Annotated in this window: 21 protein-coding genes; 8 read left to right on the forward strand and 13 right to left on the reverse strand. The window is 65.9% G+C overall.

Annotation, left to right across the window (positions count from 1 at the left end):
- The first annotated feature begins 129 nt into the window (after positions 1-129).
- Positions 130-597 (forward strand): ArsR/SmtB family transcription factor, encoded by a 468-nt coding sequence (locus DWB23_RS16020; protein WP_121743805.1) that lies wholly within the window; start codon positions 130-132, stop codon positions 595-597.
- A 94-nt stretch (positions 598-691) separates the two neighbouring features.
- Complete coding sequence (locus DWB23_RS16025; RefSeq protein ID WP_121743806.1) at positions 692-1,084, forward strand: hypothetical protein; 393 nt, start codon at positions 692-694, stop codon at positions 1,082-1,084.
- Between the two features lie 16 nt (positions 1,085-1,100).
- Here the strand turns inward: DWB23_RS16025 and DWB23_RS16030 are convergent, their stop codons facing one another.
- The 3 genes from DWB23_RS16030 to DWB23_RS16040 are packed head-to-tail and all read right to left on the reverse strand — an operon-like array spanning position 1,101 to position 4,785.
- Positions 1,101-2,570 (reverse strand): ethanolamine ammonia-lyase reactivating factor EutA, encoded by a 1,470-nt coding sequence (locus DWB23_RS16030; protein WP_121743807.1) that lies wholly within the window; start codon positions 2,568-2,570, stop codon positions 1,101-1,103.
- Between the two features lie 14 nt (positions 2,571-2,584).
- Positions 2,585-3,421 (reverse strand): ethanolamine ammonia-lyase subunit EutC, encoded by an 837-nt coding sequence (gene eutC, locus DWB23_RS16035; RefSeq protein WP_121743808.1) that lies wholly within the window; start codon positions 3,419-3,421, stop codon positions 2,585-2,587.
- Between the two features lie 2 nt (positions 3,422-3,423).
- The gene (locus DWB23_RS16040) at positions 3,424-4,785 is read right to left on the reverse strand and encodes an ethanolamine ammonia-lyase subunit EutB (protein ID WP_121743809.1); all 1,362 of its coding nucleotides are present in this window, start codon (positions 4,783-4,785) and stop codon (positions 3,424-3,426) included.
- 178 nt (positions 4,786-4,963) lie between these two features.
- On the opposite strand from DWB23_RS16040, the gene DWB23_RS16045 reads away from it, so the two are divergent.
- Complete coding sequence (locus DWB23_RS16045) at positions 4,964-6,139, forward strand: MFS transporter (RefSeq protein WP_121743810.1); 1,176 nt, start codon at positions 4,964-4,966, stop codon at positions 6,137-6,139.
- A gap of 65 nt (positions 6,140-6,204) precedes the next feature.
- On the opposite strand, the gene DWB23_RS16050 is transcribed toward DWB23_RS16045, so the two are convergent.
- Positions 6,205-7,890, reverse strand: a complete 1,686-nt coding sequence (locus tag DWB23_RS16050; protein ID WP_121743811.1) for an aldehyde ferredoxin oxidoreductase family protein — start codon at positions 7,888-7,890, stop codon at positions 6,205-6,207.
- A 202-nt stretch (positions 7,891-8,092) separates the two neighbouring features.
- Between DWB23_RS16050 and DWB23_RS16055 the strand changes: the two genes are divergently transcribed.
- Complete coding sequence (locus DWB23_RS16055) at positions 8,093-8,680, forward strand: DUF2391 family protein (RefSeq protein ID WP_121743812.1); 588 nt, start codon at positions 8,093-8,095, stop codon at positions 8,678-8,680.
- 113 nt (positions 8,681-8,793) lie between these two features.
- On the opposite strand, the gene DWB23_RS16060 is transcribed toward DWB23_RS16055, so the two are convergent.
- Positions 8,794-11,529 carry a twin-arginine translocation signal domain-containing protein gene (locus DWB23_RS16060; protein ID WP_121743813.1) on the reverse strand — a complete coding sequence of 912 codons (2,736 nt, stop codon included), beginning with the start codon at positions 11,527-11,529 and terminating at the stop codon, positions 8,794-8,796.
- 206 nt (positions 11,530-11,735) lie between these two features.
- Here DWB23_RS16060 and DWB23_RS16065 point away from each other — a divergent pair, with 206 nt between their 5' ends.
- Positions 11,736-12,944: a potassium channel family protein gene (locus tag DWB23_RS16065; protein ID WP_121743814.1), complete on the forward strand. Its 1,209-nt coding sequence runs from the start codon at positions 11,736-11,738 to the stop codon at positions 12,942-12,944.
- Between the two features lie 44 nt (positions 12,945-12,988).
- Here the strand turns inward: DWB23_RS16065 and DWB23_RS16070 are convergent, their stop codons facing one another.
- From DWB23_RS16070 to DWB23_RS16090, 5 genes are all read right to left on the reverse strand, one after another.
- Positions 12,989-13,567, reverse strand: a complete 579-nt coding sequence (locus DWB23_RS16070) for a magnesium transporter (RefSeq protein WP_121743815.1) — start codon at positions 13,565-13,567, stop codon at positions 12,989-12,991.
- A complete protein-coding gene (locus DWB23_RS16075) occupies positions 13,567-14,136 on the reverse strand; it encodes a magnesium transporter (RefSeq protein WP_121743816.1) in 570 nt (189 codons plus the stop codon). The genes DWB23_RS16070 and DWB23_RS16075 overlap by 1 nt, the downstream gene beginning before the upstream one ends.
- A 164-nt stretch (positions 14,137-14,300) precedes the next feature.
- Positions 14,301-16,256: an AMP-dependent synthetase/ligase gene (locus DWB23_RS16080; RefSeq protein WP_121743817.1), complete on the reverse strand. Its 1,956-nt coding sequence runs from the start codon at positions 16,254-16,256 to the stop codon at positions 14,301-14,303.
- A 160-nt stretch (positions 16,257-16,416) separates the two neighbouring features.
- A complete protein-coding gene (locus tag DWB23_RS16085) occupies positions 16,417-17,343 on the reverse strand; it encodes an MBL fold metallo-hydrolase (RefSeq protein WP_121743818.1) in 927 nt (308 codons plus the stop codon).
- 137 nt (positions 17,344-17,480) lie between these two features.
- A complete protein-coding gene (locus DWB23_RS16090; protein ID WP_121743819.1) occupies positions 17,481-18,386 on the reverse strand; it encodes a cation diffusion facilitator family transporter in 906 nt (301 codons plus the stop codon).
- A gap of 227 nt (positions 18,387-18,613) precedes the next feature.
- Here DWB23_RS16090 and DWB23_RS16095 point away from each other — a divergent pair, with 227 nt between their 5' ends.
- Both DWB23_RS16095 and DWB23_RS16100 read left to right on the forward strand, forming a co-directional pair.
- Complete coding sequence (locus tag DWB23_RS16095) at positions 18,614-19,027, forward strand: CrcB family protein (protein ID WP_121743820.1); 414 nt, start codon at positions 18,614-18,616, stop codon at positions 19,025-19,027.
- Entirely contained in the window at positions 19,024-19,479 is a 456-nt protein-coding gene (locus tag DWB23_RS16100) for a fluoride efflux transporter FluC (protein ID WP_121743821.1), read from the forward strand. Before DWB23_RS16095 ends, DWB23_RS16100 begins: the two co-directional genes overlap by 4 nt.
- Positions 19,480-19,593: 114 nt before the next feature.
- On the opposite strand, the gene DWB23_RS16105 is transcribed toward DWB23_RS16100, so the two are convergent.
- Together DWB23_RS16105 and DWB23_RS16110 are read right to left on the reverse strand one after the other, a co-directional pair.
- On the reverse strand, positions 19,594-19,788 hold the full coding sequence (locus DWB23_RS16105; protein ID WP_121743822.1) for a cold-shock protein: 195 nt from the start codon (positions 19,786-19,788) through the stop codon (positions 19,594-19,596).
- 162 nt (positions 19,789-19,950) lie between these two features.
- Entirely contained in the window at positions 19,951-21,000 is a 1,050-nt protein-coding gene (locus tag DWB23_RS16110) for an SDR family oxidoreductase (protein ID WP_121743823.1), read from the reverse strand.
- Between the two features lie 319 nt (positions 21,001-21,319).
- Here DWB23_RS16110 and DWB23_RS23095 point away from each other — a divergent pair, with 319 nt between their 5' ends.
- Entirely contained in the window at positions 21,320-21,460 is a 141-nt protein-coding gene (locus tag DWB23_RS23095) for a hypothetical protein (RefSeq protein WP_162989852.1), read from the forward strand.
- Between the two features lie 49 nt (positions 21,461-21,509).
- Here DWB23_RS23095 and DWB23_RS16115 read toward each other — a convergent pair whose 3' ends face one another.
- Complete coding sequence (locus tag DWB23_RS16115) at positions 21,510-22,727, reverse strand: potassium channel family protein (protein ID WP_121743824.1); 1,218 nt, start codon at positions 22,725-22,727, stop codon at positions 21,510-21,512.
- Positions 22,728-22,760 lie beyond the last annotated feature (33 nt).

The raw sequence follows: 22,760 nt of genomic DNA on the forward strand, positions 1-22,760 counted from the left end.
TGCGAATGCGCGAGCGAGGCGGAGATCGAATACGGATATCACAGCAACTGGCGCTCACCCGTCAAAAACGCCTATGTGATCGAAAGCAGTCCGTCTACCCGTAGTCGCTCGCTCGAGCGGGACGTGAGTATGAACACGAAAAGATATCAGGCGGTAGCGGAAGATAGCTCTCGAACGAACGGACGCGAGTCCCCCGAAGAACACGAGCAGCCGCCGATCGAGTGGCTGCTCGAGGTCCTGGTCGACCCGGCACGTCGCCGACTTCTCGAAACGCTGCGGACGGGAACGGACGGGCAGCTCATCGACGGGCTGCTCGAGCCGGTCCGTGAACGCGACGACCAGACACAAACGGAGCTGCGGGCCGTGCTGTACCACCAGCAACTTCCCAAACTCGAGGACGTCGGACTGGTAGAGATCGACTGGGATCGAAAGCTGATCTACTACCGCCCCGACGCGCGCATCGAGGCGTTGTTAGACGCCATTTCGGCGGTCTCGACTGAGTGGGAGTCGCTCGAACAACCGCGGCCGACGACCGGAAATAGCGATTTCGTTGATCGAGTCCGCCGGGCGCTCGCCTCGCTGCGACGGGGCCGGTGATCGGAAACGGCGGTCGGCCGTCGTCGACACCACCCGCTGTACCGAGATCCGTCGCGTAGCCGGCCGTTTTGTACCTGCGGGACGTACGTCCGGTATGAGCACGATACTGCTGATAGCGGTCGTCGGGATTCCGCTCGCCTGGCACCTCGCGCTCACCGCGTTCACCTACTACGACGCCGGAAACGTCGGGCTCGAGCCGCCGAAGAAGTGGGCGGCGATCACCTTCTGCATCCCGCTGTTTGGCTTTTTCATCTATCTCTTCGAGCGTAGCGAACTCGACTACGATCCGGAAACCGATCCCTACCGCGGGAACAACTACAACATCCACCCCTCGAGAGCCGACGACGCGCCGCTGCCGTCTCGCGGCGACGACCGTCTGGACCCGGACAAGGTCGACTGGGACGGCACGGACGATTCGGGATGGAGCGACCGCGGAGACGGGCGGGGAGCCCGAAACGACGAATCCGACGAGGACGAATCCCGATAGCGACCGAACGCCGGCATTACCCCCCGAACGCCAGCGTCTTCACGACGACGGGAACGCTCTCGCCGCCCGATATCGGTTCGCCGACGTCGAGGAAGTCGCCGTCGCGGACAACGAGTTCGTCGAGGACGAGGAGGGAACGATCCGTTCGGCGGCGGAGCACCTGTCCGAGCACCTTCGCGCAGTTCTGCCGCGTGACGACGACGACCGCGAGCGACGGCGAAAGCGCCGCGAGCGCGGGGGCGAGCGCGTCGGCGACCGCTCGCAGTCGGTCGTACGCGAGCGGCCCGACGTCGTCGATCGAGAGCGCGACCGCGTCGACCTCGTCGGGATCGTGACGCTCGAGTAATCGACCAACGCGCTCCTCGAAGCGTCGCTCGAGCGCCGCATCCGAACACTCGGAGACGCCCGGAACCGCCGAAACGGGCACGTTTCGCAGCGGGAGCATCGATCGCTCGAGCGAGACGGTCCGGCCGCTGAGCGTCGTCGACTCCGTTCCGGCACCGACGACGGTCGCCCGGATGTCCTCCGCGGACTCGCACACCGGCCACGATCGGACCTGCGGGTGATCCGCGAGTGCAGCCGCCAGGGAACCGCCGAGATCGCCCCACGCGAACGGGTCGTCGGGCGGCGATTCGACGAGTCGACCGACGCCGCCGCTGAAAACGACGCCGTCCAGCGCGAGCGACTCGTCGGGGAGGTGGCCGATCGCGAGGGCTCGAGTGAGATCGTCGAACGGCGGCCCCGTACAGAGATCGACGATCCGATCGGCCATCGCAGCGACCAGTTTCTCGAGGGCGGACTCGACGGGAGACGTGCCCGTCTCGATCGGCAGGTCGAGTGCCTCCACGAGCGTTCGAGCGGGCGACGAGAGGGAGACGACGCGTCGCCGGTCGTCGAACGCGACGAGCCGGCCGCCGACGTCGAGACAGCGGGTTTCCCTGACCGTGACACCGTCGCTGTCGGCGCCGGTCCCGTCCCCACCGGAGTCGTTCCCGTCGAAGATCGCAACGTTGGTCGTTCCGCCGCCGACGTCGACGTTGGCGACCAGTCCACCCGTCTCTCCGGCGCGAGCCGCCGCGCCGGAGCCCCGCCCCGCGAGGACCGCCTCGAGCGACGCGCCGGCCGTCGCGGCGACGAACCGGCCGGCGTCTTCGGCCAGTTGGTGGACGAGCGGCTCGGCGTTCGCCCGACGGGCGGTCTCGCCGGTGACGATGACGGCCCCCGTATCGATTTCGTCGGGCGTGACGCCCGCCGCCTCGAGGTCGCGGCCGACGAGCGCGGCGACTCGATCGACGTCGATCGTCTCCGGATCGAGCAGCGGCGTCTCGCGAACCGCGCCCCGATACACGATCTCGCGGTCCGCGATTTCGGGACCGGCGGCTCCACCGGGCGGCGTCTCGACGCGGAGGCGACTGATAACGGCGTGCGTGGTGGTCGTCCCGACGTCAACGCCGATACTGGTGAGCGTTCCACGGGAGTCGGTCATGGGTGCCGTCCCCGTTACTCCGCCGTGAACTCGCGGTCGTCTTCGCGAAGGTCGATGCCGCTGGCCTCCCGCTCGAGCATCTCGGCGAGCAGGTCGACGAGTTCGGCACCGGCCTCGACCGGCGGTACCCCGCCGTCGTGGATGTTCGAGACGACGGACTTCTTCGCCGTCGGGAGTCCGCGCTCCGGACCGTAGACGAGGTACGCGCTCAGGCTTTCGGCGGTTCTGAGGCCGGGACGTTCCCCGATGAGCGTGACGCAGCAGTCGGCCTCGAGTTCCTCGCCGATCGCGTCCATGGCGTCGACGCGGCCGAACTCGACGAAAACCGGCGTGCCGACGTCGACGTCGCGGGCCTCGAGGCCGTCCCGCAGGACCGCCAATAGCTCCGGAACGTTCGTCTCGACGGCCGTCGAGGAGAGCCCGTCGCTGACGACGATCTGGACATCGGGTGCGTGCTCGCACTCGTCTCGGAGCCGCTCGAGGCTCTCGTCGGCGAGTTCCCGCCCGAGATCGGGACGGGCCAGATACTGGTCCGTATCCGCGACTCGCGTTCGCAGCGGTACCAGCCCGAGGTCGTCGATGGTGGCGTCGTCGACCCGGGAGTGGACCGCGTCGCGTGCGACGCCGTGGTCCGCGCGGAACTCGAGGAGGCTGTCCGTCGTGGGTCGCGGGCCGGCGCGGCCCACGCCCAGACGTGTGGGGGTTCGATCGGCGATGCGACGGCGCAGTTCGTCGTCCTGCTCGTCGTGGCCCGCAGTCGACGCACCGTCCTGCTCGTTGCCCGAGTCGGTTACGTCAGTAGGGTCATCGGTCGAATCGGCGTCGTGGGTTCGATTGGAATCTGATGCCATGGTCACGTGAAGATCGTCGGATCGCCCGCGCGGTCGGTCAGTCGGCCGTCGCGCCAGAGGCCCATCTCGGCGAGCCAGTCCCGAAATGGGGCCGTCGGCTCGAGGTCAAACAGTTCCCACAGCGCCGCGGCGTCGTGGTAGCTGTTCGACTGGTAGTTCAACATTACGTCGTCGCCCATCGGCACCGTGATGAAGTAGTTCGTCCCCGCCGCCGCGAGCAGGACGGCGAGGTTTTCGATGTCGTTCTGGTCGGCCTGAATGTGGTTCGTGTAGCAGGCGTCGATCCCCATCGAGATGCCGTGGAGTTGGCCCATGAACACGTCCTCGAGGCCGGCCCGGATGACCTGCTGGCCGTCGTAGAGGTACTCCGGGCCGATGAAGCCGACGACGGTGTTGACGAGGAACGGGTCGTAGCGCCGCGCGAGGCCGTAACAGCGGGCCTCGAGGGTGAGTTGATCGACGCCGTGGTGGGCGTCGCCCGAGAGCTCAGCGCCCTGTCCCGTCTCGAAGTACGTGACGTTCGGTCCCGACGAGGTACAGCGGCGCTGGGCGAGGTCGTGAGCCTCGTCGAGGAGGGCGACGTCGACCCCGAACTCGTCGTTGCCGGCCTCGGTGCCGGCGAGGCTCTGGAAGACGAGGTCGGCCGGCGCGCCCTCCCGCATCGCGTCCATCTGGGTCGTCACGTGGGAGAGACAGCAGTTCTGCGTGGGAACGTTCCACTCCTCGATGAAGTCGTGGGTCGCCTCCAGAACCCGCGTCGTGGTCTCGACGGTGTCCGTGACCGGGTTGACGCCGATCACGGCGTCGCCGGTGCCGTAGGCTAGCCCCTCGCGCGTCGCGTCGATGATGTTATCCACGTCGTCCGCGGGATCGTTGGGCTGGAGTCGAAACGAGAGGGTGCCGGCCTCGCCAATCGTCGTGTTGCAGCGGGCCGTGACTTCCATCTTGGCGGTGACGAGCACGAGGTCCATGTTCGACATGAGTTTCGTCACCGCCGCGATCATCTCGCTGGTGAGACCGGGGCGGATCGCCGCGATCTCGCGGTCGCCGGTCGCGCTGTCGACGAGAAACTCCCGGAGATCGGCGACGGTCCACTCCCTGATCTCGTCGTATATCGGCTCTCGCACGGCGTCCTGAATGACTCGCGTTACCTCGTCCTCGTCGGACGGAACGACCGGGTTCTCGCGGAGCGTCTCGAGGCGCACGCCGGCGAGCGCGCGTTTTGCGGCGACCCGTTCGGCGTCCGATTCGGCCGCGATGCCCGCTAGCTCGTCGCCCGTCTTCGGCTCGTTGGCCTTGGCGAGGACCTCGACGATTGAGTCGAACCGGTCTCCGGCCGACGAATGTGTGGTTTGAATAGACATGGCACGGATGGCGACAGCTACACCGTGGACCGGCTTCACAGTTTGGTCCCGATTCCGACGCCGCAGCTGCGCTCGTCGAACCGACAGTGCGCTCGACACCGACGGCCGCCCGTCGATGTCCCGGTCCGCGCCGACCGGACATGGGCAGCGTTTTCACCGGAGCGACGACAGGAGAGGCATGAACCGGGCGCACGTCTGGACGGCGGCGATCTTCCTGTTCGTCTTCGGTGACGCGATGGCGATGCAAGCTCGAGGACCGCTCCTCGCCAGCCTCGAGGGGAGTTTCGGCGTCTCCGAGGCCGCGCTCGGGCTGGTCGCGCCCGCCGGAACGACCGGCTTCGTCGTCGCCATCGTCGTGACGGGAATCCTCGCCGGCCGGCTTCGAATGCGGTGGACCCTGCTCCTGGGCGTCCTCGGCGTCGGCGCTGCGCTCGTCCTGATGGCGGGTGCGCCGCTGTACTCCCTCTTTTTGCTCGCGCTGCTCGCACAGGGGGCGGCGGCCGGGGTGTTTCGCGGCCTCGATCGGGTCGTGTTGAGCCACCTGCACACCGCCCGACGGGGTCGGATCTTCACCGCCTACGCGCTCGTCTGGGCGATCGGTGCCGTCATCGGTCCCCAGGTCGTCAGCACCGTGCTCGCCGTGGCCAGTTGGCGAGTCGTCTTCCTCGTCATCGCCTGCTGTTTCGTGCCGGTCGCCGTCGTCGCGAGCCGCGTCGACCTCCCCGCGATGGATGCCGAGCGATCGATCTCGCTGGACGCGCTTCGCGCGCTGCTTCGACGACCTGCCGTCATCGGTTCCTGTACTGGCATGTTTCTCGTCGGCAGTGTGGAGGGGATCATGTTCACCTGGCTTGCCTACTACGCGAGCGGCTTCTACGGGACGGCAACGGCCAATCTGCTGCTGTCGGCGTACCTGCTGGCGTACGTCCCCGCGCGGGCCGGCTACACGGTCGCCGTCGAGCGCGTTCCCTACCTGACGCTACTGTTCGCGGCGACGCTGCCCGCGATCCCGGCGCTCGCACTCACGTTTTCCGGGATCACCGGCCCGCCACTGTTTCTCGCCGTCTTCGTCGCCGGCGCGGGGCTCTCCAGCGGATTCCCGACGCTGTCGGCGTACGCCGTCGAGGCTGCACCGGAGTACAGCGGGCCGCTCGCCGCCCTGACCGCCGGTGCGACGTACGCCGGAATCGCGATCGCCCCCGCCGTCGTGGGCGTCCTCGCGGAGTGGTACGGCATCGGTCGGGGGCTGTGGCTCGCCGTCGGATTCGCGGCTGCGCTCTCGGTGACGATCGTCGTAACGTGGGCCTGGACGGGCACGGCGAACGCGCCGACGGCTGGGACGACCGCAGAGTGAGCGTCCCGACCACGCGGATCGGAAAAACGAAAGTGGCGATCGAAATCGGCGGCGTTGGGTCCCGCTCAGTCGTCGGCCGGAGCGGCCGTGTCACTGCTGAACCGACCGTCAGGGACCGTCCCGTCGTCGTTCCAGCCGCGTTCCTCGTAGTACTCCGCGAGTCCCCGTTCGAACTCCGGAATCTCGTAGGGGACGGTGTCGTCGCTCCGATCGAACCCGCGCTGGTTGTTGAAGTGGCGCTCGAGCGAGACGACCTCGCCGCCGAGTTCGAGGAGGTCGTCGTAGTCGGCGTCGAGCAGCGACTCGAGGCGCTCGGGGGTAATGAAGTCCCGCGAGAACTTACAGAGGACGCCGCTGTCTTTGATCGCGTTGACGTTCTCGAGTTCGATGACCTTCGGCGGTTTGTTCTCGAGACCCTCCTTGTCGAAGGCGTCCTCGGCGTCGACGAGCGGGTACTCGTAGGGGTAGAACTCGGCGTACATGTGGTCGGCGCCGCGGTTCGAGGTGGCGAAGGCGAGTCCCTGGCCGTTCAGCGTGCGGCCGTCGTGGGCGGGGAACTCCATCCCCTTGACGGTCCAGTTCTCGACGCCGAGGTCGTCGTGGACGCGGTCGATCCCCTCCGCGAGCGTGTCGCCGACGCCCTCGCGGTAGGCGATTTTCTCGACGAGGTCGTGGATGAGGTCGACGTTTCCGAACTCGTCTTCGCTGGCGAGGTACGCCGCGACGGTGTCGCCGGCGGAGATGGTGTCGAGCCCGTACTCGTCGCAGAGCTTGTTGGATTTCATCACGTCGACGATGTCGTCGACGCCGGAGTTCGAGCCGAAGGCCATGACCGTCTCGTACTCGGGGCCTTCGGTCTCGAGGCCCGATTCCTCGTCTCGGGTCGGGAGTTTGCAGGCGAAGGCGCAGGCCGAACAGGTGCCTTTCTTGTACTTCTTTTCGGCGACCGCGTCGCCGCCGATCCCTTCGGCCCCCTCGAACGACAGTTCGGAGAAGTAGTAGCTCGGCAGCGCTTCGACCATGTTCGCGAACTCCGTCATGGTGGTCGTTCCAGACCGCTTCATCGGGTGGTCCGCCTTGGCCGCCTCGCCGTGAATCTCCATCTGGACCGGCGGAATCTCGACTTCGTGGGTCGAGTCGCCGTCGAACGTGATCGCCTTGACGTTCTTCGCACCGAGGACGGCACCCAGTCCGCCGCGGCCGAAGGCTCTCTCCTTCGAGGTCATGATCGACGCGAACCGGACCTGATTCTCGCCGCCGGGTCCGATGACGACCGTGTGTTCGGACTCGAGCCCGTGTTCGTCTTCGATGTACTCGCAGGTCTCAGAGACCGTCGCCTCCTCGAGGTCGGGAACCGGCTCGAACTCGACGCCCTCGTCGGTGACGTGAACGATGACGAGTTCGTCGCTCTCGCCGGTGATTTCGACGGCGCTGTAGCCCGTCCCGGTGAAGTTTCGCGAGAGGAATCCCCCGGCGTTCGAGGAGAGCAACCCGTCGGTCAGCGGCGAGACGCCCGTCACCGACATCCGACCGGTGAAGCTCATCGTCGAGTGCTGGAGCGGGCCGGTCGCGAAGAACAATCGGTTCTCCGCCCCCAGCGGATCCGCGTCGAACGGGATCCGGTCGTGTGCGAGTTTCGTCCCGAGTGCACGCCCGCCGAGGAACGACTCGAGGAGATCGTCGATCTCCGCAGTCTCGGCCGTTTGCCCCCCGAGGTCGACCGTACACAGCGGTCCTCGTACGTGTTTCATATGAGACGTAGTGGCCCCGAGGCTGCAAAATGGTACCGATTCCGCTCACCCGAGGTACTTCCGCCGCCGGCGACGGGAAGAAAGACGGCTCGAGCGCCGACCGTCTCCGCGACGCGCTCTGAGCGGTCAATCCGAGTCGCCGCCGAGCCGATTACGGCTCGAATTCGGCGAACACTAAGCGGCTGGAGTGTGAGACCGGCGTATGTCACGATCGACGGGGCGGCGCGATGACACCACGATCGGCGAACTCTACGAGCAACTCGAGACGCTGGAGGAAACCGTCGACGATCCGGCGGAGCGAAAAGAGGTACACCGAACGATGACCCTGGTCGACCGGCTCTCGCACAACGGGATGGTCAATCGGGTGATCACCCGGTTTACGGGCAAGGACAAAGCGGAGGCGTTCGTCGGCAGCATCATCGTCGGGATACCCTTACTCGTCGAGGACGGCGTCATCGAGATCGGCGCGTTCCTCGCCGAGACGCCGACGTTTCTCGTCGCGAACCTGGCGCTCGCCGTCTCGCTCGTCGTCGGGATTCTCTACGTCGCCGACTTCCGGGAGGTACAGATCAACAATCCCTACTTCGGCGTGATCCCGCGCCGGCCGGTGTGGGTGCTCGGAATCGCGTTCGTGACCGCAACGATGATGATGACGCTGTGGGGGCGAGTGGCGTGGGACGAGCCCTGGGTCAACCTCTGTCAGGTGTCGGTGGTCTTTACCGGGATGGCGATCGGCGGCTCGCTGGGTGATATCCTTCCCGGCGAGGAAGAGCGCGTGCGGAGTGAGTAACGAGCGCTTCGACGGGAGTCGAGCAGCGAGCCCCAACTCGGCAATGACGCTGGCGGATTCAGTTCGGACACGGTCTCGAAGAACGGACCGTTCGTCGAGACGGCGGTCCTCGATCAGTCGTGAAACTGCTCGTCGTCGAGTAGTTCGCGCTCGCGGAAGACGAGGAAGACGGCCTCCGGGTCGGTCTCGAGTTCGACCGCTCGGCTGTCGCCCTCCTCGATGGTGCCGTCGTCGCCCCACGCTATCGGTTCGGACCGCGCAGGCCGGATGTGCAACCGGACGTCGGCGGCGGCGAGTTCGTCGCCGCCGTCGTGCGTGGCGGTCAGCGTTCCGTTTTCGTCGTCGTAGACGATTTCGAAGTCGGCATCCGGAGCGATGACGTGGTCGGTCACCTCGACCGGGTCGTCCGGAACGGTCCACTCGACGACGAGTTCGGTTCCCGTCTCGAATTCACCGAGATCGACCACGTCGCCGTCTTCGAGTGTATCGTGCTCGTCGGCCGGCTGAACGTCGGTCGCGTCGCCGTTCGCGAGGACCCGAAACGCAGCGCCGGCCCGGGAGACCTCGTCATGGTAGACGGCGACGACGTTCCCCGCTCGAGATTCGAAGGAGAACGCGAATCTGGGCTCCGGTGTGAAGTCGAAGAAGTGGCGACGGTGTCGGCCGTCGGAATCGTTGAGGACGACGTTGATGCGCTCGTCGATCTCGACGTCGGTCAGCGTGATTGCGTCGTCAGTGGTTAGCGTGTCGTGTGCCTCGGCGAACAGCGGCTCCGGCCCGTCGATATCGCCCGAACCCGGAACCCGGCGGCGGACGCCCAGTCGTGCGGGATCGGCTTGCCGCGTGCCGACGTACGTGAGTTCCACCTCGTCGGCGTCGGGATCGTAGTCGGCCTCGAAGGTGTCTGCGGCGGTCACCGTCCGACTAAGCGTGTACTCGGAGTCGACATCCTCGGGAACCCACGAGAGGGCGACGTTCACGAACGGCTCCGCCTCGACCGTCAGCTCGTCGCCCGGCTCGAATCGGTCGTCCTCGTCGCCCGGCTGGACATCCGTCCGCTCGCCGGCGGCGCGCAGTTCGAGGTCGGCGGCGTCGACGGCCTCGCCGTCGTCGTGGACGAACGTCAGGGTCCCCTCCTCGCCGTCGTACTCCGCGGCGACTCGCGTGTCCGGACGCACGACCAGATCACCGACCTCCATCGGCTCTGCCGGCGCGGTCCACTCGACGAGTAGCTCCGTACCGACGTCGTAGTCGCCGAGTTCGAGGTCGTCGCCGCGCTCGAGGGTGTCCACGAGATCGGCGAACTGCGTCTCCGCTTCCCGGCCGTCGACGAGCAGGCGGAACTCCGCGGCATCGCGCTCCTGCTCGTCGTGATACCGAGCGACGACACCCGTATCCGAGCGGCGGTGGAGGAAGACCCGCGGCGGACGCACCCGGTGGCTGACCAACTGTCTCGGCTGGTCGCGGGGCTCGTTGGGCACGTCGAGTTCCAGCGAGACGCGGTCGCCGACGCCGACGTTCTCGACGGTGATCGCGTCGCCCGCGGCCAGCGCGTCGTACTCGCCGGCGAATCCCTCGAGCGTTTCCGTCCGGTTGTCGGAATAGTTCCGGAGATTCAACTTCGTCGGGTCGGCCTCCCGATCGCCGGCGTACTCGATCTCCAGTCGCTCCGCGTCGAAGTCGTAGTTGACCTCGAAGGCGTCCTGCCCGACGAGGAGACTATCGTACGTGTAGAACGCGTTCTCGTCCTCGTCGAACCAGCGGAGGGTGACCGTGGCGATGGGATCGGTGGCGACGGGCAGTTCGTCTCCCGCTTCGAAGACGTCGAACTCCGCGGACGGCCCCTCATCGGAGCGTTCACCGTCGTGCCACAGCTCGAGGGTGTCGGCGTCGATCGGCTCGCCCTCGCGGTGGCGGAAGACGACGGCGCTCTCGTCGTGATCGAGCTCGGCATCGATCTGTGCGTCGGGTGCCGCCTCGCGGTCGCGCTCCGGCGGCTCCTCGGCGACCACCGTCGTGTGAACGAGATCGGGGGTGTGATCGACGTCGATCTCGGCGACGACGCCGGGCTCAAGTTCGGTGACGATCCGCTCGACGGTCTCGTCGTCGAGATCGGTTCCGGTGGCTGGAAACAGCAGGTACTGGTTCTCGACGGTTCCGTCGATCGCGTTCGGATCGTCCGCAAAGCCGGCCGCGAACGCGTCGAGGGTGTCGGAACCGATGCCGGAGAAAACCGCCTGATCGACGTCGGGCACGAAGTAGACGAGGGGCTGGTCGGCGAGCAGTTCGAACGCCACACCGGCGTCCTCGTAGCCGTCGAGAAACGTCGCGGCGTCGTCCGTATCGACATCGACGGCCGCCGTCGCCAGGTCGGCTGGCTCCTCGCTATGGACGACTACCGCACGACCTTCCGTCGTCGCGTACGCGCGATCGGTCGCTTTCGCGAACCGCCAATCGCCCCGTTCGTCGGTCTTCTCACCCGGCTCGAGCCGGTCGAACGACCCGACCACGACGCCGATCTGTCCGGAGTGCTCCGCGACGCGGGCCGCGGCGACGTGGGAGACGTCGCCGACGTCGAGGTCGTCGAACGATCGAAGGACTTCCCGCACTTCGTAACCGTACTCGTCTTCGCCCTCGGCATCCGCCACGTCGGCGAGGAGCACCGTCCGGTAGTCGGTATCCGCGGCCGACTCCGACGGGAGCAACGCGAGCGCGCCCGCGACGCTATCGGGGAGGTCGGCGTCGAGACCGTCGAACTGTTCTGCGTACGATCCGCCCGTAATGCCGGCGAGGCCGGCAGCCGCGACGGCGCTTCCGGTAAGAAAGCTCCGTCTGGAGGGTCGTTCCATACCGATTACATCTTAGAGATATTGTAAATATATTTCGATGACATCATCGGGGAGATCGGGATACTGGAGCGGGTTGTCGCCGGAAGGCCTCGTTACGAGGGCGTGAGGCGAAAACGGATTCGGGATCGCTAACCGTCGAAAACCGGCCGCTCAGGCGATGGCACGCACGGGAAACCCTTTTCTCACGAGAGTGAATAGCTCCGTTCATGAATCACTTCGAGGGCGAAGCCTCGTCGACTCCGATCGAATACGAGCCCGTCAACGTCAAAGAGGTACTCGTCGAGATGAAAGACACCGCGGAGCTCCTGATCGACCTCTCCTACTCCGCGGTCCTCCTTTCGAGCGCGGATATCGCCGAAGAGGTCCTCCGACTCGAGGAGCGGATGGACGTCCTCGAGATGCGAGCGCGAATGGGGTTGATGATGGCCGTTCGCAGCCCGGAAGACGCCGAACGGCTCGCACCGGTCCTGGGGATCGTCGCCGCGGCCGACGACATCAGCGACGCCGCCGGCGACATCGCGAAGGTCGTCCTCGAGGATATCGGTCTCCCGGAGGCGATGCGTGCGGCGCTGCCGGAGGCCGTCGAAACGCTCGTTCGAGGGGTCGTCGGCGAACACTCCGAATACGCGGGGCGGACGCTCGAGTCGATCAACCTCGAGTCGGAGACGGGCGTGCGCGTAATTGCGCTTCGGCGCGGGGACGAGTGGCTGCTCAATCCCGGTCCGCAGACGTCCGTCGAGAGCCACGACGTCGCGCTCCTGCGCGGCCCCGATCCGTCGATCGGCGACGTCTACGAGGGGTTGACCGGAACGCCCTACGAGCCGCCAACCGCGCAGACACCGGCCATCGAGGACTTAGAGCGGGCCGTGAACACGATCGTTCACATGAAGAACCTCTCGGAGCTGGCGGTCGATCTCGCCTACAGCGCCGTGCTCTTCGACAACGACGCCCTCGCCGAGGAGGTTCGCAACCTCGAGGTCGAAGTCGACGCGCTGGAATCGCGGTTCGAGGCGTGGACGCTGCGGGCGGCCGCCGAGGCGTCGGATCCGGTGGTACTCCGTGGGCTGATCCACCTGGGCAGCGCCACGGAGGTCATCAGCGACGCGGCGGTCGACATCAGCGAAGGCGTGCTCCGGGATATCGACGTTCACCCCGTGGTGCAGATGGCCGTCGAAGAGAGCGACGAGATAATCACGCGCGTCGAGGTCGAGTCGGAAAGCGACCTCGACGGGACCGCGATCACGGTCGGCGTGCCGGACACGGAGTCGACGATGTCGGTGATCGCGATTCGCCGACCTGGCGAGGGCTGGTTGCTGGTCGGAGACGCCGACGCCGAGGTGCGAGGCGGCGATATTCTCATCTCGAAGGGGACGCGGACGGCCGCCACCGCCTTCGAAGCGCTGGCACAGATCTGAGGCGGTCGACGGATTCGGATCGGAACCGCGAGTAAGTGGCGAGGTCAGAAGCCCAGAACGAGTGTCGAAACGCCGATGAAGATGACCATGCCGCAGACGTCGACGACGTTCGTGACGATCGGGATCGTCGTGTCGTCGGGGTCGATCCCCAGCCGGTAGGAGGCGTAGGTCGCCGCGAAACTGAACACGATAGCGATGACGGCGACCGACATCCCGCTGATCAACGAGATGGCGAGCAGTGCCGAGAGCGGCAGCGCGAAGCCAAAGAGGACGCCGACTACGTACGCACCACACGCCAGTGCGGTGAAGATCGTCGCCGCCAGCGCCAGAATCGCGGCGACGTTACCCCACAGAACCCGATCGCGCAGGTCGAGTTCCGTCGTTCCGAGGTGGAACCGCGTCGAGAGCCGCGAACTCAAGATCGCGCCGAGGTTCCCGCCCATGTCGACCATCGTCGGCACCATCACCGCCAGCAGTCCGTACTCGTTGAGCATCTCCTCTGCGTCCTCGAGCGTGATGCCCGCCGCGAGGACGATGATCGAGAGGACGACCAGCAGCGGGAACATGTTCAGAACGATGCGCTTTGCGTCCCACGTGCCGAGCGATCCCTGCGGAGCCACCATCAGGCGAGTACCTCCACGATGGAGATCGCGAACACCAGAAAGAGCATGCCGAAGATATCCCCGAGCGTCGTCACGACCGGACCGACGAGGTTGTCGGGATCGTAGCCGGACTCGTAGCCGGCGAAGATCAACGCCAACAGCCCGACGATCATGACGACCGACGTCAACGTCCCGGCGATCAGCATGATCCCGACGAGTTCGTAGACTGCGGCGACCTCCCACCCGATCACCAGCAGCGCGATCCACGTGACGACGCCGATGACGATCGAAATCCCGATGCCGTTGACGAACGAGGCCACTACCGCGTTGACGAGCCGTTCGTTCCGCTCGAACCGCGGCGGGATCAGCCCCTGGTGGAGTCCGCTCGAGATCCGTCCGCCGAGTGCGCCGTAGACGTTCCCGCGCGTCGCCAGAAACACGGGAACCATCACGAGGAGGCCGGGAAACCGCTCGACGCTCTCCAGGGTTCCTTCAAGCACCAGTCCGGCGAAGATACCGCCGCCGAGCGCGATCAGCAAAACGGGGAGCGCTTCGCGATAAATCGACCAGAAGACGTCCCGAGTGCTCATATCCGTTCGTGGGCGAGTTGCCTGTTAAACGTACCGAGAACCGATCCGTCGTTCCGATTCCGGTATCGGCTTCGAGAGAGCCCCGGAGGTAGTTCGAGCCGCGTTCGCTCGAGTGAAAGTACCCGAGAGCGGACCCGAACGAGCGATCCCGGTGGCGGGATCGATCACTCCTCGTAGATTCGGTCGACCCGGTCCTCGAACCGCGAAAGGATGACGCGACGCTTCTTTTTCATCGTCGGCGTCAACATCTCGTTTTCCTCGGTGAACTCCTGCGGGACGAGTTCGAAGCGCTTGATCGTCTCGTGTTTCTCGAAGTTCCCGTTGACCCGATCGACTTCCTGTTGAACGTACTCGCGAACGCGGTCGTCGTCGCACATCGACTCGGGGTCGTCGGGAAGGTCGATACCTTCTTCCGCGGCCCACTCGCGAACGTGTTCCGTGTTGGGAACGAGCAACGCGCCGATGAACTTCTCGCCGTCGCCGACGACCATCGCCTGTTCGACGATCTCGCTCGCGGCGAATGCGTCCTCGATCGGGCCGGGCGCGACGTTCTTGCCCGTCGAGAGAACGATGATCTGTTTGACGCGGTCGCGGAACTCGAGGTAGCCGTCGGGGCGGATGTGGACGATGTCGCCGGTTCGGAACCACCGTTCGCCGGCGTCGTCTTCCACGAAGGCGCCCTGCGTTGCGCCGGGTTTGTTCCAGTACCCCTGGGTGACGTTCGGCCCCTTGACGAGGAGTTCGCCGACGTCGCCGGGATCGTCGCTGAACACCTCCTGATCGGCGGCCGTCTCGTCGACTTTAAGGTCGATCCCGGGAAGCGCCGGGCCGATCGTACCGATCTGCACCGCCTCCGGCGGGTTCGTCGTGACGACCGGCGAGGTCTCGGTCAGCCCGTATCCCTCGTAGATGGGCAGCCCCATCGCGTGATAGAGCCGGCAGAGCTCCGGCGAGAGGCTGCCGCCGCCGCTGATCAGCAGGTCGATCTCGCCGCCTAACGCGTCGCGAACGGACGAGAAAACGAGTTTGTCCGCCAGCGCCTGTTTGGCCGCCAGGATCGGACCCGGCGACTCGGCTTGCTGGTACTCGATGCCGACGCCGGTCGCCCACTCGAAGATCCGCTGTTTCGCGCCGGATTCGCTGGCCTGTTCGCGGATCGCGTCGTAGATCTTCTCGTAGACCCGCGGCACGCTCGTCGCCGTCGTCGGCTGAACGATGCCGAAGTCCTCCTGGAGCGTCTCCGAACTCTCGGCGTAGGCGACGCACGCGCCGGTCGCGAACAGCACGAAGTGGCCCGCCGTCCGCTCGAAGACGTGTGCCAGAGGCAGGTACGACACCGCGACCGACTCCTCGTCGAGTGCCGGGACGCCGTCCGGCTTGTCCGGTCGCGGTGCGAACCGCTTGCGGACCGCGTTAACGTTCGACCGAAAGTTCCAGTGGGTCAACTGGACGCCCTTGGGCTGGCCCGTCGTCCCGCTGGTGTAGATCAGGCTCGCCAGATCGTCCAGTTCGGGCGCGTCGACGCGCTCCTGATAGGACTCGAGGTCGAACGTCTCCTCGCCGCGGTCGTAGACCGCCTCGAGCGTGAGGATATCCTCGCGGTCGTCGTAGCCATCGAGGTCGTCCATCGAGACGATGAACTCGAGATCGAGTTCGTCTTCGACCGCGAGGACCCGCTCGAGCAGCGCCTCGTTTTCGACGACGACGGCGGAGGCGTCGGGATCGTCGAGCAGGTACTCGACCTGATCCGGCGAGGAACTCGTGTAGACGGTCGTGACGGCAGCGCCGGCACCGAGCAGGGCGAAGTCACACTGGGCCCACTCCATTCGGGTGTTGGCGAAGATGCCGACCCGGTCCCCCCGATCGACGCCGAGGTCGTGGAATCCCGCCGAGAGCTTGCGGACGATATCGCGCATTTCAGCGTAGGAAATCGTTCGGTACTCGCCGGGCGTCGCGGCCGTGAGAACCGAATCCGTTAGCGACCGATCGTAGATCCCGCCCTTGTACTGCTGGGCCGGACGATTCGCGTTCCGTTCGACGGCCTCCTCGAACATCCGCCCGAGCGTCGTCTCCCCGATGACGTCGTCCTCGTACTCCCGTTCGGCATCCTGCCAGTTCATACGAATGTGACAGCATCTCTCGCACGATAAAACATGTTGAAACGGGCTTCACCGGCCGCTCCGTTTATTGGGTCCGGACCTCGCGCCGTACACCGCTCGAGGGACCGGGTGTCGAGACCGCCGCTCGAGCGACTCGACGGGCGATCGAAACGATCCGAGTTCAGTCCCGTCGGTCGAGGTAGCCGAGGACGCCCCGCGTGTTCATCGCCGCCTCGGCGCTCGCCTTGCGCTCGCCCCAGACGTCGGCCACGTCGGTCTCGGTAGCGAAGTGTTCGACGACGGCCTCGTCGTCCGCGAGTTCCTCGCGCTTCCGTTCGACGGCCCGCACCCAGTCGGTAAGCACGGTCGCGTACTCCTCGAGGGCGGCGTCGAGGTCGTCACCGACGTCTCGCGGCCCGAAGTGCGTGTAACAGAGAACGTCCGGATCGATTTCTGCGATCGTCTCGAGGTCGTCGAGACACTGCTCGAGATCGAAGTCCGAAGGGGGCGACGTCTCCCGGATTTCCTCGATTCCGGGGATCCAGATGCCCGCTGCGTCGCCGGTGAAGACGGCGTCGTTCGCCGGGTCCTCGAAGATCACCTGGTGGAACGCGTGGCCCGGCGCGTCGTGGACGCGCAGTTCGTGTTCGCCGAGGTCGACGACGTCGCCGCCCTCGAGTTCGACGATTCGGTCTTCGGGGATCGGTTTCGGTTCGGCGTAGAACTCCCACTGGTCGCCGACGGCGTTTTTCGTGCCCTCGACCAGTCGCGAGGGATCGGCGAGCAACCCCGATCCGGGAGCCGGGACGTACACGTCGGCGTTCGGGCAGACCTCGGCGAGGAAGCCAGCGCCGCCGGCGTGATCGAGGTGGATGTGCGTCACCGCGATAACCGCGAGTTCCTCGGGGTCGATGCCGACCGCCTCGAGCGCCTCGACGATCGACTCGTAGTCGGTTCCGATCCCGGTATCGACGACGGCGGGCCGGTCGTCGTCGAGGAGATAGACGGCGCCGTATTCCTCCGTGTCGTACATGCCGGTGTCGAGATAGTAACAGTCCGTACAGTCGCCGGCCGTCACCTCGTGAACCGTACCGAGATCCGTTTCCATAGCGGTATCCCGTCGGCTGACGGGATAAAAGCTGGCGTCGCGGCCGAACGCTCGCTCGAATGCGGAGACTGTGCGGTCGGTTCCGGGAGCACCGCGACGCTGACGACGGACGATCCGTGATCCGGCCGCCGGGGCGGTTACCGATTGTCGGGACAGTCCTTCCACTCGCCGATTCCCGACGGATCGAGGTGGACGTGGGCGTCGCCGACGTTCTCGAGTTCGCGCAGCCGTTCCACGAGATCCGACTCGATGTCGTGGGCCTGCCGGAACGGCATGTCGCCGTCGACCTCGACGTGGACTTCGACCTCGAGGACGGTGCCGTCGTAGAAGACGGTCAGATCGTGGACGCCGCGGACCTCCGGGTGGGTCCGCAGGGTCTCGATGATCGTCATGCGCTTTTCGGGATCGGGAGCGGCACCGGTGAGGTAATCGACGTTCTCGCGGCCGATCTCGACGCCCTGATAGACGACCAGCAGGCTGACGAGCGCCCCGGCGAGGGGGTCAAGAATCGGCTGCCCGAACCACACGCCGGCAACGCCGACGACCGCGGCGAAGGAGGTGTAGATATCGTTCAGGCAGTCCGCGGCGAGCGCCCTGAGCGCGGTCGAGTTCACGTCCTCGTTGACGAGCGTCGTGTATCGGTAGACGAGGTACATGTCCACGATCGCGAACGCGAGCGCGCCGAGCAACAGCAGGTTCGCGTCGGGCGGATCCTGCTCGACGAGCCCCTGGACGGATTCGGAGAGCAACAGCAATCCGAGCAATGCGATCACCGCGCCGACGAACAGCGCCGTCAGCGGTTCGATCCGGTCGTGACCGTGCGGGTGGGTATCGTCGGGTTCGTCGTAGGAACTCCGGCCCCAGATCAACACGACGACGCTCGCGACGAGGTCCGCGAGCGAGTGGGCGGCGTCGGCGACCAGGGCGACGCTCCCGAAGGCCAGCCCTGCGGCCCCCTCGACCACAATTTTGACGACGTTGCCGAGGACGTTCACCCACGACGCGCGCATGAACCCGCGGCGTTCGTCCTCGACATCGACCATGCCGTGGTTTAGAGGGAGTCTAAACTTGGGTCTTTTCCTTCCGATCGAGCCGACGCGAGGCGATTTACATCGCAATTCTAATCACGCCGCTGGGAGAACCACGCCGTATCCGGGCGATGGGGCCCGCCCGAACCAACCGCCGGACCGCTCGTAGTCGTCGCGGGTCGTCGTGTCGACGGCCGCGTCGAACGCGAGGGCGGCTGACGGTCCCTGCCTCCCAACCAGCTATGGCAGCCGACCACCCCCTCGTTCGACTCGAGACGCTCGCACTGATCGGCATCGGCGGCTTCGCCGGATCGAACCTCAGATACTTCGCGGCCGGGTTGCTCCCGGAGATACAGGCCGTAGTGCTGGTCAACGCGCTCGGCTGTTTCGCCCTCGGAGGCCTCGTCTACGAGGCCGAGTACGCGGGACTCGTCGGGAGCCGCTCGCGGATCGTCTTCACGACCGGCTTTCTCTCGTCGCTGACGACCTACAGCACGTTCGCGATCCAGTCGGCGCTGGCACCCGAGCCGCTGTCGTTCGTCGCCATCGTCGCCGGCAACTACGGACTCGGATTCGTGAGCGTTCTCGCGAGTCGGGCGCTCGCGCGCCGCCTCCGCGACGGATCCGGACCGACCGCCGGCGGTGAGACCGCATGAGCCTCGAGCCGGTGGTCTCCGCGGGCGCGCTCGAGGCGGTACTCGCCGGCGCGTCGCTGATCAGCAACGGGCTCTCGGAGTACGTTACGTTCGACCCCGAACCCGCTCACGTCGTGGGGACCGGCGGCGCGATCGGCGCGGTGTTGCGCCACTGGGTATGGCTGCGGTTCTCGAGCGAGCGATTTCCCTGGCCGACGCTGGTCGTGAACGTGCTCGGTAGTTTCGGCTTCGGACTCGCGATCTTCGCGGGCGCGAGCGAGTCGATGATGCAGCTCGTGGGAACCGGCATTTGTGGCGCGTTCACGACGTTCTCGTCGTTCTCGGTCGAAACCGTCCGGCTATACGAACGCGGTGACCGGCTGCTCGCCGTCGCGAACGCCGCGGGAAACCTCGCGCTCTCGCTCGCGGCGATCGGACTCGCCTGGGGTATCGTCGCGGTCGGTACGTTCTGAGCGGCTCGAGGCGCACCTCGCGGTACCCGAACGGGCCGAAGCGACCGGCTCTGGAGCGGTGATAAAATGAAAATCCGCTGTTAACGTCGCCGTGAGGCGACAGTAAACAGGGTCTTACTGTCGTTCGACGTTCGTCGCGCGCGGACCTTTGGGGGCCTGCTCGATGTCGAATTCGATTTCTGTACCTTCTTCGAGATCCGGGCCGCCAACGTCTTCCATGTGGAAGAAAACATCGTCGTCCGCGTCGTCCGTCTCAATGAAACCGTAGCCGCCTGTGTCGTTGAAGAAATCAACCTTACCTTTCGCCATTACAAACAAGTGTAGGGACAGACCACGGATAACACTTGCGAGGGTCGGAGTACCACGACTCATCCGCGCGAAGAGACATCGTTCGCGCGAGTGACACCCGTCAGTGCCACCAGAACCGTCGAATACCGGGCTTCCGGTCGCCCAGTAATCACGACGGCGGCCTCATCGATTCGATCTACCTGTTTCGTCGCCACTGCGGAGCAGTTTGTATCCCACGTACATCGCAGTCGCGGCGATCCCGGCGGCGACGGCGATCGTACCCGGTATCTCCCGGCGTTGGCGGAGGCTCGTATACAGACTCGACTCCGCAACGTGGCCCTCGTAGCTGCCTCGCTCCTCGAGGTCGCCGGCGGGGCCGTCGAGACCGTTCCGGTCGTCGGGACGCGGCGGATCGTCCGTTCGCTGCTGGCTGAAAAACGCCGCTTCCATGAGTCTATCCATCAGCCGCGAGGCGTTCCGGCCGAGCAGCGTCATGTTCTTTCCGCCGGCACCGACGGTCACCTCGCGCTGGGGGTGTTCCGCGGCGTGGAGGATCGACCGGGCCACCGTCTCCGGCGCGTAGACCGGTGCCGGAAGCGTCGCCGCCCGGTCCATGTGGTTTTTCGCGTGCTCCGGGAACGGCGTATCGATCCCGCTCGGTTTGACGAGCGTCACAGCGACGGGTGCGTCTTCCTCCTCGAGTTCCGTTCGAAGCGTCTCGGTGAAGCCTTTGACGGCGTGTTTGGACGCCGAGTAGCTTCCCTGGAGTACTATCGCGCGCTCGGAGACGATACTCCCGACGTTGATGATCGCACCACCGTCGTCCCTTTCTTTCAAGTGGTCTGCGGCCTCGAGCGAGCCGTACAGGAGCCCCCAGACGTTGGTCTCGAACTGGTCGCGCATCTCCTCGATCGGAACGTCCTCGAGTTTGCCGTAGATGGAGACGGCCGCACCGTTGACCCACGTATCGAAGCCGCCGTAGGTATCCGTCGCGACCCGTGCGATTTCGCGAACGTCTTCCCGATTGCGCACGTCGGCGACGACGTACGCCGCGTCGCCGCCCTCGTCGTTGATCTCCTCGGCCAACTCCCGTAACGCGTCTTCGCTCCGAGCGGCGAGCACCAGCGTTGCGCCCCTGTCGGCGGCCATTCGTGCGGTCGTCAATCCGATACCCGAGGACGCACCGGTGATCACGATCACCTGCTCCTCGAGGGGTTTCAGTTCTCCGTTCATGGGTCTCGGTTACAGCGAGGGCCACGACGCGCTTGCGCTCGACGCCTGTATGCGCATGGCCGGCCGAGTGCGCGTTCACACCGGACGCTCCGGTCCGTACTCGATTCGAACGCAGAGTTCGGTCGTCGGAAAACGAATGCACCGATGCCGGTCGCACCGGCTCGACGGACAGAAAGGCGGCGTCTTCCCTGCGTCTGTCGAGCGTCTGACTGAGCTTCAAGTGCGAAGCGGTGGGCAGCATAGATATGGTTCCTGAAACGCGACCGCACGAACAACCGCGCCGGTCCCCGCATCACCGCACAGCACGCGGGGGAAACATATGATCGAACTGCTTCGGACGATCCGGACTCCAGAAATCGGGCAGACGCTCGTCCCGTTCGCCCTCGCCGTCGGTATCGCCATCCTCGGCGCACTCGTCTATCTCGAACTCGTCGCGCTCCTGACCGGATACGTCGGGTAACGCGAGCGCGTGGGACGTAATCGGTACGCAGGTATCGTCGCTCCCGACGTCAGTCGGTATGAGCGCGCTGAGCCAGTTCTTCGAACGCGCTCGCAGCCGTCCGGGTCCCCTTCGAGATCAGGATGTCACCACCGCGGAGTTCGCCATCCGAATCGGCCACCAGCAACCAGCCCTCGCCCGGACGGCGAATCGCGATCACCGACATCGTCGACTCCGTGTCCGGCACGCCGGCCGTGATCGCAGTCCCGTCGAGGTCGCTCTCGGGATCGATCTCGACGCGCGTGATTATCTCGTCGCTTTCCTGAACTGCCAGCTGAACGACCGGATGAACGGCGATATCCCGGAGCACGCCTTCGCTGATATCGATCGCCGCGTCGCTGATGACCTCCGTGCAGACACCCAGTCGGATCAGCCCACGGAGTACCACCGGATCCGACGCCTCGGCAGCCGCCCGCAACGTCCACGCCTCGAACCGCGACTGGAGGGCGTCGACCTCGATCTCGAGGTTGCGCACCTCCTCGGCCAGCGCCGCGCTGTCGAACAGGACGCTGCTGTAGGCGAGATCGACCGCCAGCTCCGAGAGGTTCTTCATGTGGACGATCGTGTCCACCGCCCGCTCCAGGTCGTCGATGGCCGGGTCGTCGATATCCGGTGTTTCGTAGGGCGTTCCGGTCAGCGTTTCGCAAACCGCACCGATCGCCGGATCGGGGCCGCGCAGGAGCGCGACGTCGGTTGCCATCACGGTCGTCGTCGGCCCGGGGTTGAGCAACCACTTGTCACCGCGCCTGAGGGCGATCACGCGCACGCCCGTCTCGGACTCGAGGTCGATGTCTTCGAGGGTTCGATCGACGTATTCGGAACCGGGATCGACGACGCCGCGAACGAGCGTCTCGGCCGCCTCCGGCAGCGCCGCGCGCATGGCGTCGGGCAGTCCCATCTCCTCGAGGACGATCTTCGCGATGTCGCCGGCGGCGTCGCTGATGTCGTCGGCCGCGGCGACGATCCCCAGGACCGGGGCCAGCTGTTCGGCGTCGGTGGGGTTGCGGACGGCCATCATGAGGCTCATCCGCGCTCGCAGCTCGAGGACGTCCATCCGCTCCTCGAGGCGAAGCACCTCCTGTGCGAGGTCCGCGTTGCGGTGGAGGACCGCGGAGTAGGAGAGGTCGATCAGGAGCTCCGCGGTGTCTTTCATCTCGACGAGTACCTCTTTGACGCTGACGGGTTCGTACTCGACCGATATCGACGCTTCACCCTCGAGCGGGTCCATACGTCAAACTCCGCCTCCCGTCGGAAAAAACGT

The organism is Natronorubrum halophilum, from assembly GCF_003670115.1.
Classification (GTDB): Archaea; Halobacteriota; Halobacteria; order Halobacteriales; family Natrialbaceae; genus Natronorubrum; species Natronorubrum halophilum.

Bases quoted from the DNA above. Each gene is read 5' to 3' on its own strand.
- eutC (WP_121743808.1), bottom strand. From the start codon at position 3,421: ATGGCATCAGATTCCAATCGAACCCACGACGCCGATTCGACCGATGAC.
- DWB23_RS16030 (WP_121743807.1), bottom strand. From the start codon at position 2,570: ATGACCGACTCCCGTGGAACGCTCACCAGTATCGGCGTTGACGTCGGG.
- DWB23_RS16105 (WP_121743822.1), bottom strand. From the start codon at position 19,788: ATGGCGAAAGGTAAGGTTGATTTCTTCAACGACACAGGCGGCTACGGT.
- DWB23_RS16065 (WP_121743814.1), top strand. From the start codon at position 11,736: ATGAATCACTTCGAGGGCGAAGCCTCGTCGACTCCGATCGAATACGAG.
- DWB23_RS16090 (WP_121743819.1), bottom strand. From the start codon at position 18,386: ATGGTCGATGTCGAGGACGAACGCCGCGGGTTCATGCGCGCGTCGTGG.
- DWB23_RS16115 (WP_121743824.1), bottom strand. From the start codon at position 22,727: ATGGACCCGCTCGAGGGTGAAGCGTCGATATCGGTCGAGTACGAACCC.
- DWB23_RS16060 (WP_121743813.1), bottom strand. From the start codon at position 11,529: ATGGAACGACCCTCCAGACGGAGCTTTCTTACCGGAAGCGCCGTCGCG.
- DWB23_RS16110 (WP_121743823.1), bottom strand. From the start codon at position 21,000: ATGAACGGAGAACTGAAACCCCTCGAGGAGCAGGTGATCGTGATCACC.
- DWB23_RS16080 (WP_121743817.1), bottom strand. From the start codon at position 16,256: ATGAACTGGCAGGATGCCGAACGGGAGTACGAGGACGACGTCATCGGG.
- DWB23_RS16045 (WP_121743810.1), top strand. From the start codon at position 4,964: ATGAACCGGGCGCACGTCTGGACGGCGGCGATCTTCCTGTTCGTCTTC.
- DWB23_RS16025 (WP_121743806.1), top strand. From the start codon at position 692: ATGAGCACGATACTGCTGATAGCGGTCGTCGGGATTCCGCTCGCCTGG.
- DWB23_RS16085 (WP_121743818.1), bottom strand. From the start codon at position 17,343: ATGGAAACGGATCTCGGTACGGTTCACGAGGTGACGGCCGGCGACTGT.
- DWB23_RS16050 (WP_121743811.1), bottom strand. From the start codon at position 7,890: ATGAAACACGTACGAGGACCGCTGTGTACGGTCGACCTCGGGGGGCAA.
- DWB23_RS16020 (WP_121743805.1), top strand. From the start codon at position 130: ATGAACACGAAAAGATATCAGGCGGTAGCGGAAGATAGCTCTCGAACG.
- DWB23_RS16100 (WP_121743821.1), top strand. From the start codon at position 19,024: ATGAGCCTCGAGCCGGTGGTCTCCGCGGGCGCGCTCGAGGCGGTACTC.
- DWB23_RS16070 (WP_121743815.1), bottom strand. From the start codon at position 13,567: ATGGTGGCTCCGCAGGGATCGCTCGGCACGTGGGACGCAAAGCGCATC.
- DWB23_RS16095 (WP_121743820.1), top strand. From the start codon at position 18,614: ATGGCAGCCGACCACCCCCTCGTTCGACTCGAGACGCTCGCACTGATC.
- DWB23_RS16040 (WP_121743809.1), bottom strand. From the start codon at position 4,785: ATGTCTATTCAAACCACACATTCGTCGGCCGGAGACCGGTTCGACTCA.
- DWB23_RS16055 (WP_121743812.1), top strand. From the start codon at position 8,093: ATGTCACGATCGACGGGGCGGCGCGATGACACCACGATCGGCGAACTC.
- DWB23_RS16075 (WP_121743816.1), bottom strand. From the start codon at position 14,136: ATGAGCACTCGGGACGTCTTCTGGTCGATTTATCGCGAAGCGCTCCCC.
- DWB23_RS23095 (WP_162989852.1), top strand. From the start codon at position 21,320: ATGATCGAACTGCTTCGGACGATCCGGACTCCAGAAATCGGGCAGACG.